The sequence below is a fragment of the Serratia sp. T13T92 genome, assembly GCF_047530105.1.
Classification (GTDB): Bacteria; Pseudomonadota; Gammaproteobacteria; order Enterobacterales; family Enterobacteriaceae; genus Chania; species Chania fonticola.
The window spans coordinates 1-12,657 of record NZ_JBLJAK010000070.1 but is presented as its reverse complement, the minus strand read 5'-3'; the positions used below and the strand labels follow the sequence as shown (position 1 = coordinate 12,657).

10 protein-coding genes are annotated in these 12,657 nt (G+C 57.0%); all 10 read left to right on the top strand.

Annotated features, from left to right (window positions below; genetic code table 11):
- A partial coding sequence (gene trbC / locus ACMV5I_RS28150) for a type-F conjugative transfer system pilin assembly protein TrbC (RefSeq protein ID WP_414825813.1) occupies positions 1-547 on the top strand: 547 nt, incomplete at its 5' end.
- Complete coding sequence (gene traN, locus ACMV5I_RS28145) at positions 544-2,382, top strand: type-F conjugative transfer system mating-pair stabilization protein TraN (protein ID WP_414825812.1); 1,839 nt, start codon at positions 544-546, stop codon at positions 2,380-2,382. The genes trbC and traN, both read left to right, overlap by 4 nt.
- Before the next feature lie 9 nt (positions 2,383-2,391).
- The gene (gene traF / locus ACMV5I_RS28140; RefSeq protein ID WP_414825811.1) at positions 2,392-3,135 is read left to right on the top strand and encodes a type-F conjugative transfer system pilin assembly protein TraF; all 744 of its coding nucleotides are present in this window, start codon (positions 2,392-2,394) and stop codon (positions 3,133-3,135) included.
- A gap of 16 nt (positions 3,136-3,151) precedes the next feature.
- Positions 3,152-3,415, top strand: a complete 264-nt coding sequence (traQ, locus tag ACMV5I_RS28135; RefSeq protein WP_414825810.1) for a type-F conjugative transfer system pilin chaperone TraQ — start codon at positions 3,152-3,154, stop codon at positions 3,413-3,415.
- Positions 3,405-3,971, top strand: a complete 567-nt coding sequence (trbB, locus tag ACMV5I_RS28130; protein WP_414825809.1) for a type-F conjugative transfer system pilin assembly thiol-disulfide isomerase TrbB — start codon at positions 3,405-3,407, stop codon at positions 3,969-3,971. Before traQ ends, trbB begins: the two co-directional genes overlap by 11 nt.
- A complete protein-coding gene (traH, locus tag ACMV5I_RS28125) occupies positions 3,968-5,335 on the top strand; it encodes a conjugal transfer pilus assembly protein TraH (RefSeq protein ID WP_414825808.1) in 1,368 nt (455 codons plus the stop codon). Before trbB ends, traH begins: the two co-directional genes overlap by 4 nt.
- The gene (gene traG, locus ACMV5I_RS28120; protein ID WP_414825807.1) at positions 5,335-8,160 is read left to right on the top strand and encodes a conjugal transfer mating-pair stabilization protein TraG; all 2,826 of its coding nucleotides are present in this window, start codon (positions 5,335-5,337) and stop codon (positions 8,158-8,160) included. The genes traH and traG overlap by 1 nt, the downstream gene beginning before the upstream one ends.
- A gap of 8 nt (positions 8,161-8,168) precedes the next feature.
- Positions 8,169-8,684 carry a hypothetical protein gene (locus tag ACMV5I_RS28115; RefSeq protein WP_414825806.1) on the top strand — a complete coding sequence of 172 codons (516 nt, stop codon included), beginning with the start codon at positions 8,169-8,171 and terminating at the stop codon, positions 8,682-8,684.
- 291 nt (positions 8,685-8,975) lie between these two features.
- Positions 8,976-11,183 carry a type IV conjugative transfer system coupling protein TraD gene (gene traD / locus ACMV5I_RS28110; protein ID WP_414825805.1) on the top strand — a complete coding sequence of 736 codons (2,208 nt, stop codon included), beginning with the start codon at positions 8,976-8,978 and terminating at the stop codon, positions 11,181-11,183.
- The coding region (mobF, locus tag ACMV5I_RS28105; RefSeq protein WP_414825804.1) for a MobF family relaxase at positions 11,183-12,657 on the top strand (1,475 nt) is incomplete at its 3' end. The genes traD and mobF, both read left to right, overlap by 1 nt.

The following is a 12,657-nucleotide window of genomic DNA, read 5'->3' as shown; positions in this document are numbered from 1 at the left end:
TGCATGCGTTGCTGACGGCGCTGAAATCGCCGGACGACGCCATCGACTGGGACACGCTGCTGCCCTGGAAAATCACCCTACCTTAAACCCCACGACCGAACACTGTGGGGATTTAACGACGCTTACGTTTATCGACGGCCTGAAACAAGGACAGATGGACGCCCAATCCGATAAACCGGCGCAGGGGGCGCTGTACTTCGTGTCGTTCTCCATTCCCGAAACCGGCCTTAAACGCATGCTGTCGGAAGCCCGCCGTTTCGGTATTCCGGCGACGCTCAGGGGGATGGTGCAAAACGACATGAAGACCACGGCTGACGCCATCATGGCGCTGGTCAAAGACGGCAGCACCGACGGGGTGGCGATTGACCCCACCCGCTACCGCGAGTTCGATATCACCAGCGTGCCGTCGCTCGTGGTGTTCTGCCCGGCGGGTCACGATGTTATCCGGGGCAACCTGCGGCTCAAGCAGGCGCTGGAAAAAGTGGTGGAGAAGGGCGACTGCCGGGATGAAGCCCGCCGCCTGCTGGAAGAAGGAGCCAAAAAATGAACCGCGTGTGCCTGGTTTCTGTGGCCGTGCTCCTCATGGTGGGGATGGCCAACGCGCAAACCGATGCGGATGCGCAGTACAAAGCCGGGGCTGATTTTGCCCGGGAGATAAAGGGCAAGGGCGACAGCAGCCTGAACAACTTCAATCCGGGCGACAGTATCCCGAATTACACCGATTCCCCCGGCGAGAAAAATTACTACGGCGGCGTGAAGGCGACCAGCGATGGCACATTGAAAACCGACGGCAGTAACGCCTGGAGCCAGACCGAGGCAGGGAAAGCGGTGACCGACTCCATGATGAATAACCCGAAGGAACCGATTTCACCGGATGCGCCGTTCATCCAGTCCGGGAAGGAGGTGCAGTCCCAGGCAGACACCATTATCGGTAAAACGGGACAGCTGCAGTGTGAAGCCCAACAGATCAACCGCAGTGAATTCACCAATTATAGCTGCGAACGGGACGTTCAGGTTGAGCAGGCGTGTACGCGAACGGCTGAGTTGACCGGCGACTGGTCGGGGAGCACGGAGCAGAAATCTTTTGAGGTGACGTTATCTGAGCAACCGTTCAACATTTACGGAGGTGCCGTTCATATCACGATCACTCCGCCCGTCAGTGGGAAAATCATCCGGGCGACGTACAGATATCCACGCGTCGACGGGAACCAGCGCACTGATATAAGTGTATTGGGCACGTCGCTTTATTATCAGGGAGGGACCGAGCAAAGCGGGACTGATTTCTGGCCCTCACAGGTCGATCTGGTGGCTGGCCACCCCTTTGAGGTTTCGCACGGAGACCGTAAATACAAGAAGGGGACGGGCGGCGCGCTGATCAAGCATAAATCACCTATCCCAGCCACGCTCCATTTTGATCTCCAGGTGGATACGCGCATATTCACGCCCCGCGTGGCGTGGACCGAGCATTGCCCTTTCAACAAGGATGAGGGACGTCAGTCCAATACTGAGTGCCTTCAACCGGGAGGCGAAAGGACCCTTATCGTAGAGGGCAAACCGTATTCCATCAACCAGGCGTGCTGGCAGTTCAAAGACACCTATATAACCCAGCTGGCCGAGGGGGGGAGCTGTCAAAAGTATATGGACAACCCCGCTTGCACGCTTGCGTCTCGCAACTGCGCTTTCAACACGGAAGACGGAGGTGGCTGCCTGCATGAATACGCCAGCTACTCCTGTGAAACCCGCACCACCGGCAAGGTGATGATTTGTGGCGGCGACACCTTCTGTCTCGATGGTGAATGTGAGCGTGCACAGCAGGGGAAAAACAATGATTTCGCGCCGGTGGTGTCTGCGCTGGCGGCCCTCGCGGCGGCGGGGAAAGACGTGGCAGACCTCAACGGCGTGAATGTGCGCGCGTTCACCGGCAGCGCTAAGTTCTGCAAGAAGTTTGCGGTCGGCTTCAGCAACTGCTGCAAGGACTCGGGCTGGGGGCAGGATATTGGAATTGCCAGCTGCAGCACCGAAGAGAAAGCGCTGGGCAAAGCCAAAGAGAAGCAACTCACCGTCAGCGTCGGGGAGTTCTGCTCGAAAAAGGTGTTGGGTGTGTGTCTGGAGAAAAAACGCGGTTACTGCCAGTTCGATTCAAAACTGGCCCAGATTGTTCAGCAGCAGGGGCGCAATGGCCAATTGCGCATCGGCTTCGGGGCTGCAAAAAGTCCGGACTGCCGGGGTATCACCCAGACCGAACTCCAGCAGATTAAATTCGACAATCTCGACTTCTCTAACTTCTTTGAAGATTTGCAAAACAACCAGAACATCCCCGACAACAACGCGCTGACGGAACGTGTCCGTGAGCAGATAGCCACTCAGCTGCAGAGTAAGTAAGGCGGCCATATGAAAAAACGACTCTCCGTGACGGTGGCCGCGCTGCTGCTCAGCCTGCCGGTGCTGGCGAAGGATGCCGGCTGGCAGTGGTACAACGAAAGCCTGAAGCGGAAAACGGAAGAACCGCCCACGCCCACAGCACCGCCCGCACAACCGGACATCATGGAAAAACTGGCCACGCTGCAACAGGCCACGAAACGGGCGATGTATGAAGCCATCCTGTACCCGGGCGTGGAAAACTTCACCCGCTATTTCCGGTTGCAGAATTACTGGACGCAGCAGGCCGGATTGTTCTCGATGAGCGCCAAAAAAGCCATGCTGGTGCACCCGGAACTGGACTACAACCTGCAGCACAGCCACTACAACGGCACCGTGCGCAATCAGCTGGCGGCGGATTTTGCCGACCAGCGCCGGGCTATCGAAACACTGGCTCAGCATTACGGGGTGATGTTCTTCTACCGGGGTCAAGATCCCATCGACGGACAACTGGCGCAGGTGATCAAGAACTTCCGCGAAACCTACCACCTGAGTGTTATTCCAGTCTCCGTGGACGGCATCATCAATCCGCTGTTGCCCGACAGCCGCGTTGACGCGGGCCAGGCCGAGCGTCTGGGTATTCGTCACTTCCCGGCGCTGATGCTGGCCGACCCGAAAAGCGGCACCGTGAAGCCCGTGTCCTACGGGTTTATCAGTCAGGACGACCTGGCCAAACAGTTCCTGAACGTTTCCACCGATTTTGCCCCCAACTTTTAGTTTTCGGAGAGTCTGTATGCGTAAATTCCGCTTTCGTCTGCCTGAGTTTGACAACGTCGGGCTGTGGATACTGACACTGGGCGCCTGGTTTCACATTGTTTCCCGCCTGGTACGCCCCAATCCATCAATGGCCATTTTGCTGGCGCAGATTATCGGGGTGTCGCTCACCCTGTGGGGAGGCTACCGCATCCTCAACGTCTGGATTGCCCGGGCACGGGCGGCAGAGCAGGACGCCGCCGACCGTAGGCCGGCAACAGGAGCTGAACACCATGAAGGTTAAACCACTGTTACTGCTGACCGTACTGTGTGTCTGCCCTCCGGGCATTCAGGCAAGCACGATGGACGAACTTCAATCGTTATGGAGTCCAAAAGGGCTTGGCGCCGCCGCACCTGAAACCAAAACAGAAACCCCAGCATCTGCCGCGACGGCGGTCACTGCAGCTCCAGCCCGTCAACCGGTCTGGTTCCGGCTGAGCAACGGGCAGCAGGCCAACCTGGCGGAATGGAAGGTGGTGCTGTTTATGCAGGGGAGTTGCCCGTATTGCCACAAATTCGACCCGGTGTTGAAGTCGCTGTCTGAACGCGTGGGGTTTGGCGTAATGGCCTACACCATTGATGGGCACGGCGACGAAGCGTACCCCGAAGCCTTACCGGTGCCGGCAGATGTTATGCGGACATTCTTCCCCAACCTGCCGGTCGCTACCCCCACCACGTTTCTGGTTAACGTGAACACCCTGGAAGCGTTGCCGCTGTTGCAGGGGGCCACTGACGAGCAGGGCTTTATGGCTCGTCTCGATACCGTGTTGCAGATGCGTCAGGGAGGGCGCGCGCTATGATGAAAACCCCACGGGCCGCCCTGTGTGCGGCACTGCTGACGTTGTCGGTGACGGCTGCAGCCGATGTGAACAGCGATATGAATCAATTTTTTAACAAACTCGGATTTGATTCCAACACCAGTCAGCCCCAGGTCTGGCAAGGGCAGGCGGCAGGTTATGCCTCCGGTGGATCGATGTATGCCCGCACCCAGGTGAAAACCATCCAGCTGGTCTCGATGACCCTGCCGGACATTAACGCCGGTTGCGGCGGTATCGATGCCTACCTGGGCTCGTTCAGCTTCATCAACAGCGAGCAGCTGCAGCGGTTCGCCAAACAGATCATGTCCAATTCGGCCGGGTACTTCTTTGACCTCGCCCTGCAGACCACGGTACCGGAAATCAAAACTGCCAAAGATTTTCTGCAGAAAATGGCCAGCGACATCAACAGCATGAATCTCAGCTCCTGTCAGGCCGCGCAGGGCATTGTCGGCGGGCTGTTCCCGCGCACGCAGGTTTCCCAGCAAAAGGTCTGCCAGGACATCTCTGGAGAGAGCAACATGTTTGCCGACTGGGCGGCCTCACGGCAGGGATGTACCGTGGGCGGCAGCCTGGACAAGGTCCGTGATAAAGCGAGCGATAAAGATAAAGAACGCATTACCAAAAACATCAATGTTATCTGGAGTGCGCTCGGTAAAAACCGGATGTTTGACGGCAACAAGGAACTGAAAGAGCTCATCATGACCCTGACCGGCACGATGGTGTTTGACGAAAACGGCAACATCACCCCGCTGCCTGCCAGAACCACAGACCGTGACCTGATGCGCGCCATGATGGAAGGCGGCACGGCGCGGGTGTACCACTGCAACGACAGCGACAACTGCCTGAAGGTGGTGGCGGATTCGACGGTCACCATCAAGCAGGAAAACGCGCTGAAAAATCAGATCAAAGACATCCTCGCCGGCATTCAGAACAAGGCCGTGACCGATGAGAAGCTCACCGAAAAAGAGAAGGGCTTCATCACCAGTACCACCATTCCGGTATTTAAATACCTGGTCGACCCGCAAATGCTGGGGGTGTCGAACAGCCTGGTGTATCAGCTGACCGATTACATCGGTTACGACATCCTGCTGCAGTACATTCAGGAACTGGTTCAACAGGCTCGGGCGATGGTAGCCACGGGGAATTATGACCAGGCAGTGATTGAGAGCATCAACAACAACCTCAACGAAGCGACTCGCCAGATAGCGTCATTCCAGGCGCAGGTGCAGGTCCAGCAGGATGCACTGCTGGTTGTGGATCGGCAGATGAGCTACATGCGTCAGCAGGTCTCGGCCCGCATGCTGCAACGCTATCAGAATAATTACCACTTCGGGGGGGCGCGCTGATGCAGGAAATCTATGTCATTGCCGGCGGCGATTGGCTGCGGGCGACCCTCAATGCCATCGTGACCTTCATGAACGGCGACAGTTGGGCGACGATACAACGCATGGTGATCGCTTTTTCAGTGCTCCTGGTCGCGGTGAACTGGATACGCCGCCACAGCGTGATGGATATGCTGGGTTGGGCCGGAGTGATGGTACTGATATCCCTGCTGGTCGGGGTGCGCACGCCCGTGCAGATCATCGACAACAGCGACCTGACACGGGTTTATCAGGTGGACAACGTGCCGGTGGGGCTGGCGCTGCCCGCTTCACTGACTACCAAAATCGGTTATGCCCTGGTACAGGGCTACGAAATGGTGTTTTCGCAGCCCGACAGCGTCACCTATAGCAAGACCGGGATGATCTTTGGGGCGAATCTGGTGTCGCGCAGTACCGACTTTCTGTCGCAGAACCCGGAAATCACCACGCTGTTTACCGACTACGTCCAGAACTGCGTGATGGGTGATATTTTCCTGAACGGGAAATACAGCATGGAAGACCTGATGAACAGCCCCGATCCCTACACGCTGATTTTCTCCCGGCCCAGCCCGCTGCGCGGTGTGTTCAACGACAAAAATCTGTTCATGACCTGCGAGGAAGCGGCAGCAGTGATTAAACCGAAGCTGGCGCTCGATACGCAGACCGGTGGCAAGACCTGGAGCTACTATGTACGTCAGGCATTTGGTGGCCGCCCGAACCCGGATGCGTTGTTTAGCCAGATGGTGGGCGACAGCTACAGCTATTTCTACGGGGCTGGACAGAGTGCCGCGCAGATTATGCGTCAGAACGTCACCATGAATGCGGTGCGCAACGGCATCATGAGCTACGCGGCCCGTAACGGCGACACCGCGAGCCTGCTCAATATTTCCACCACCTCGTCGATGGAAAAACAACGGCTGGCGCATGCCACTGTCGGACAGGTGGCGTTGCGCTCCCTGCCGATGTCGCAAACGCTGATTGTGGGGCTGACGATTGGGCTGTTCCCGCTGATGATTTTAGGCGGGATGTTCAATGCCGTGACGCTGAACGTGCTCAAGGGCTACGTGCTGGCCATCATGTGGGTGCAGAGCTGGCCGCTGTTGTATGCCATCCTGAACAGCTGCATGACGTTTTACGCCAAAGCTAACGGCTCGCCGGTGGTGCTGTCTGAACTCTCGCAGGTGCAGATTAAATATTCCGACCTCGCCACCACGGCCGGTTATCTGTCGATGCTCATCCCGCCGCTGGCGTGGGGCATGCTCAAGGGGCTCGGGGCGGGCTTCTCGAGCCTGTACAGCCATCTGGCGTCTTCAGCCATCAGCCCGGCAGCCACGGCAGCGTCCGGCGCGGTCGACGGTAACTACTCTTACGCCAATATGCAGACCGAGAACGTCAGCGGCTTCAACTGGAACACCAACAGCTCGACGGTGTTTGGGCAAATGAGCCATCAACTGGGGAATGGTGCAATGACCACCCGCACCCGTGGCGGTGATACGGTGGTGGACAGCTCCGGGGCCATGTCAAAACTGCCGGTGGATATCAACGTGTCGCGCCAGATTGCGAGTGCGCAGCAGCAGATGTCCCGAGAGTCTGAGTCTCAGGCGCAGACGGCAATGAGCGGGTTCAACAGCAGTATCAGCAGTGCCTGGAACTCCCTGCAGCAATTTACCGGCCAGCGCGGCAACAGCAGCACGATGACCCAGGGTGCCGACAGTTCGCAGGGCGGACAATCAACCATGATGGCAGGCAAAATGCGCAGCGCCGTAGAAAGCTATGCCAAAGCCAACAACATCAGCGAAGACCAGGCCACGCAGGAGTTGGCTCAGAGTTCGTTCAATGTTACAAAAGGGGCGGATATCGTGGGTACCGTGACAGCGGGAACGGGTCTGGAAATATTGGGTAATGGAGGAAGTGTTAAGGTGGCGGCGAGCCTGAAAGGCGGGATATCTGACGTTGACCATGACAGTACCTCAGCCAGTTCAGGAACCCGGGCCAGTCAGGATGCCCGCCATGATGCCAGCGCCCAGGCAGCGTCCGACTTCAAGCAGGGGATGGACTATTTTACCAGCCAGAAAACCAGCGAATCCGGTAGCCACAGCCAGAACAATGCCGATTCACGGGTAGACCAACTGGCGGCCTCGCTCAGCAGCGCGAAAAGTAGCTACACCCAGTACAGCGATGCACACACTCGCAGTCAGGAATATGCGGAGATGGCCTCGCGTACTGAGACGATGTCAGGGCAGATGAGCGAAAACCTGACCCAGCAGTTCGCCAACTTCGTGGCGAAACACGCCCCGGATAATGCCGAAGCGATCCTGACCAACACCAGTTCACCGGAAGTCGCGGCGCAGCGTTCGGCGCTGGCACGGGAGTTTGTGAATGAGCAGGTGGCACCGGGCGTTGACGCGCACTATACCAGCGGAAGCGCCGCACTGGGCAGCGGAATGGGGACGGTCTCCGGCGGTGGTAATACGGATGCGGTACTGGCCGATTTTGCGAACAATAGCCAACAAATAGACCGCCATACGACGAATGCTGGCATCGCTAATAACGTTGGTGATAAAGTGGACACAATGATTAGCGGTAATCAAAACGCGCAGGCGGAAACTCGTCATAAGATAGAGGGGCAGTCGAGTGAAATCAGTACCCAGCAGGACAACCTGAAAGAGAACCACGCTGAGGTGCGGGCCGCGCAGAATAAACACTACACCGACGAAAAACAGAGTCAGAAAATGGTGGGGAAAGCATCCGACGATAAAAGTCTGATGGATCGCGCCCGGGAAGCCAAAAATCAGGCTGAAAAGAAGTGAGGTGAGTCATGTTGACGCAAAAGGTCATCCGTGAAGAAATAGAAGAACTTAAGGCGATTATGGCCAGTGATGCACTTGTTATCCCGGGCTTCTGGGACTGTGCAAAACCCGGCGTGGTGGTGTTGCTGCTGATGTTTATCTCTCCGCTGGTCGCGTTTAGTTTAAACGGTGACCGCATTGAAGAAGACCTATTTGCTGTTGGTATGAGTACATTTATAGGTCTGATGATATTATTAATTGTAGCTAATTACAGGGGGTTTATTCTCTCGCTCCCTGCGTCGTTTCGTAATAAGTCAAAAATTATCGGCGTATATGCAAGAAAAGTGAAAGGGTATGCAATAGGGTATGCAGTGCTGAATCTGGTATTGTGCCTGTTAGTGGCTTTCTACGGTGTGAAATCAGCATTGTATTCATTCTTAATTATTCCTTTGACTGTATTCACTGTTTTTGTCTTTATGGCCGATATTTCGCGTTACAAACTCTCGGCATTCACCGAGATCGTGAAAGCCGCTAAAGCACAATAATTGCACCCTGCCTGCTGTGGCGACTGAGTTCCTCAGCAGGCAGTTCTCCCGCGGCTCTGCTGACAACCTAATCGCTTAACTGACTCCCCGCCTTTAACCGTAAAACGCAGAACTACTGTGCAAATCCTTTGTGCAGCCGTGAAGTGTTGCCGGCGAATCTGGAACCCGTGGTCGAATTAAATGTGCGAACGGTTTGGGCGGAATAGGCAATCGCAGCGGCAGAAATAGTTATCAGCGCTGAAACCAATTCTCTTTTTCGTTTAATCCTCTCTTTTATACCGGACGGATATCATGAGTTTTAATGCCAAGGATATGACCCAGGGTGGTCAGATTGCGAGCATGCGCATCCGTATGTTCAGTCAGATTGCCAATATTATTATTTATTGCCTCGTTATTTTGTTTGCCATTATTGTCGCGTTGACCTTCTGGGTAAAACTGTCGTGGCAGACGTTTGTTAACGGCATGCTGTATTACTGGTGCCAGACGCTGTCGCCGATGCGCGATATAGTTAAATCCCAGCCGGTCTATACCGTGCGCTATTACGAGAAAGAGCTTAAGTACAACGCGCTGCAGGTATTGCAGGATAAATACCTTATCTGGTGTGCCGAGCAGGTCTGGGCGACGTTTCTGTTGGCTGCCATCATCGCTGCCGTGGTCTGCGTGGTGGCGTTCTTCGTCACCACCTGGGTGCTGGGCCATCAGGGTAAGCAACAGAGTGAGGATGAGGTCACCGGGGGACGTGAGCTGACCGATGACCCGAAACGCGTGGCGAAGATGCTTAAACGCGACGGTATGGCGTCCGACATTAAAATTGGCGACCTGCCGCTCATCAAGAACTCCGAAATCCAGAACTTCTGTCTGCACGGCACGGTCGGTTCCGGGAAGTCCGAGGCGATACGTCGCCTGATGAATTATGCTCGCAAACGTGGCGACATGGTGATTGTCTACGACCGTTCCTGCGAATTCGTCAAAAGCTATTACGACCCGGCCACCGATAAAATTCTCAACCCGCTCGATGCCCGCTGTGCGGCCTGGGATTTGTGGCGTGAGTGTCTGACTCAGCCGGATTTTGACAACATCTCCAACACGCTCATCCCTATGGGGACCAAAGAAGACCCCTTCTGGCAGGGGTCCGGGCGTACCATTTTTGCCGAGGCGGCGTATCTGATGCGTAATGACAAAGACCGCAGCTACAGCAAACTGGTCGATACATTGCTGTCGATTAAAATCGAAAAGCTGCGTGCCTATCTTAAAAACTCGCCGGCGGCCAACCTGGTGGAAGAGAAAATCGAGAAGACCGCCATCTCTATTCGGGCGGTGCTGACCAACTACGTCAAAGCCATTCGCTACCTGCAGGGTATTGAGGGTAACGGCGAGCCGTTTACCATCCGTGACTGGATGCGTGGGGTGCGGGAAGACGGGAAAAACGGCTGGCTGTTCATCTCATCCAACGCCGACACCCATGCGTCCCTCAAGCCGGTCATTTCGATGTGGCTATCCATCGCCATCCGAGGGCTGCTCGGGATGGGTGAGAACCGGGATCGCCGGGTATGGGTGTTTGGCGACGAACTGCCCACCCTGCACAAGCTGCCGGACCTGGTAGAAATCCTGCCGGAAGCCCGTAAGTTTGGTGGTTGCTATGTGTTCGGTATTCAGTCCTACGCGCAGCTTGAGGACATCTACGGCGATAAAGGCGCCGCCACGCTGTTTGACGTCATGAACACCCGCGTATTCTTCCGTTCACCGACGCGCAAAATTGCCGAATTCGCTGCTGGGGAGATTGGCGAGAAAGAAATCCTCAAAGCCTCCGAGCAGTATTCCTACGGGGTAGACCCGGTGCGTGACGGGACGTCGGTAGGCAAGGACATGGAGCGGGTGACGCTGGTTAGCTACTCCGACATCCAGACGCTGCCAGACCTCTCCTGTTATGTCACGCTACCGGGACCTTATCCGGCAGTGAAGATGGTCCTGAAGTACCAGGCACGACCGAAGGTCGCACCCGAATTCATCCCGCGCACCCTGGATGAGCAGGCGGATGCGCGCCTGAACCTCGCCCTGGCCGCACGCGAAGACGAATCTCGCAGTCTGGCGGTGCTGTTTACGCCGGATACACCGGTTGCAGCAGCTGAAGAAGTAGAAACACCAGTGGTTGCCAGCGTACTCCCCGCGCCTGTGGACGCCCCTGTCACGCCGGTTGTCCCTGCTGCGCCCTTGGTGCGCCCCGCGACGAGTGGCGCACCTGCGGCTAAATCTGGTTCATCGGCAGCAGCGGTGGGCGTTGGCGGTACCGAGCAAGAGCTGGCCACCAAAGCCGAAGACGCTGAAAAGTTGCCGCCCGGTATTGATGTCAGCGGCGAAGTGGTGGACTGGGATGCCTTTGAAGCCTGGCAGGCTGAGCAAGATAGGCTGTCAGGGAAGGATATGCAGCGCCGTGAAGAGGTGAACATCAATGTGCATCGTTCGCCTGAAAAAGACCTCGAACCAGGAGATAACCTCTGATGCTCAGTCTGGCGACAGTAAAATCGGCCGGCAGCGCCGGAAACTACTACACCGACAAGGATAACTACTACGTCATTGGCAGTATGGGAGAACGCTGGGCGGGCGAGGGGGCTGCTGAGCTGGGGCTTAAAGGGGAAGTGGACCAGAAAACCTTCACCCAGTTGCTGGAAGGCCGCCTGCCGGACGGGAGTGATCTCAGCCGTATGCAGGAGGGTGCCAACAAGCACCGACCGGGCTATGACCTGACCTTCTCAGCCCCCAAAAGTATTTCAGTGATGGCCATGCTCGGCGGCGACACACGGCTGATTGACGCACACAACCACGCGGTGGATACCGCTGTGAAGCAGGTGGAGGCACTGGCCTCGACGCGGGTGATGACCGACGGTAAAAGTCAGACCGAGTTGACCGGCAATCTGGTGATGGCGCTGTTTAACCACGATACCAGCCGTGACCAGGAGCCGCTGTTGCACACCCATGCCGTGGTGGCCAACCTCACCAAGCACGGTGATGATTGGCGCACGCTCAGCAGCGATAAGGTCGGCAAAACCGGCTTCATCGAAAACGTGTACGCCAACCAGATAGCCTTCGGCAAAATTTACCGCGCCACATTGCATCAGGATGTCACGGCGCTGGGCTATGAGACGGAGGTCGTGGGGAAGCACGGCATGTGGGAACTGAAAGACGTACCGGTCGTCGAATTCTCCAGTCGCACTCAGGCGATTAAGGAGGCCGTAGGGGAAGATGCATCGCTAAAATCACGCGACATGGCCGCGCTGGATACGCGGCGCCCGAAAGAAAAGGTCGATCCAGAGCAACGGATGAGCGAGTGGATGCACACACTGAAAGCCACCGGCTTCGATATCCGGGGCTACCGCGAGGACGCTGACCAGCGTGCGCAGGCGGGTGACATCCCGGCCCCGGCCGTGGAGGCCGTCGACATCAGTGCGTCGGTCGGCCTGGCCATCGGCATGCTGAGCGATCGGCGGGCGCGCTTCACCTACTCTGAACTGCTGGCCACCACAATTGGTCAGTTGCCCGCGCAGCCGGGTGTGGTGACGCAGGCGCGGGAGGGCATCGAGTCGGCGATTAAAAACGAACAGCTGATCCCGCTCGATAAAGAAAAAGGCCTGTTCACCTCAAACATTCATGTGCTTGACGAACTGTCGGTGGCGGCCCTGACCCGTGACCTGCAGCGGGCCGGGCCGATTGATACCTTTGCGGATAAAGCACAGCCTCGAACCCGAGCTTACTCTGACGCGGTCAGCGTGCTGGCGCAGGACCGTCTTCCGGTGGCGATTGTGGCCGGTCAAGGGGGGGCCGCTGGTCAGCGTGAGCGTGTAGCGGAGTTGGCCATGATGGCGCACGAACAGGGGCGTGAGGTGCAGATAGTGGCGGCAGATCGCCGCTCGGCCCGCAGCCTTGCGCAGGATGAGCGCCTTGGCGGGGAGCACATTACCGACCGGCGGGCACTGAC

What these genes read in the sequence shown, in the direction of transcription:
- traN (WP_414825812.1), top strand. Translation starts at nt 544, where the DNA reads ATGAACCGCGTGTGCCTGGTTTCTGTGGCCGTGCTCCTCATGGTGGGG.
- traF (WP_414825811.1), top strand. Translation starts at nt 2,392, where the DNA reads ATGAAAAAACGACTCTCCGTGACGGTGGCCGCGCTGCTGCTCAGCCTG.
- traQ (WP_414825810.1), top strand. Translation starts at nt 3,152, where the DNA reads ATGCGTAAATTCCGCTTTCGTCTGCCTGAGTTTGACAACGTCGGGCTG.
- trbB (WP_414825809.1), top strand. Translation starts at nt 3,405, where the DNA reads ATGAAGGTTAAACCACTGTTACTGCTGACCGTACTGTGTGTCTGCCCT.
- traH (WP_414825808.1), top strand. Translation starts at nt 3,968, where the DNA reads ATGATGAAAACCCCACGGGCCGCCCTGTGTGCGGCACTGCTGACGTTG.
- traG (WP_414825807.1), top strand. Translation starts at nt 5,335, where the DNA reads ATGCAGGAAATCTATGTCATTGCCGGCGGCGATTGGCTGCGGGCGACC.
- ACMV5I_RS28115 (WP_414825806.1), top strand. Translation starts at nt 8,169, where the DNA reads ATGTTGACGCAAAAGGTCATCCGTGAAGAAATAGAAGAACTTAAGGCG.
- traD (WP_414825805.1), top strand. Translation starts at nt 8,976, where the DNA reads ATGAGTTTTAATGCCAAGGATATGACCCAGGGTGGTCAGATTGCGAGC.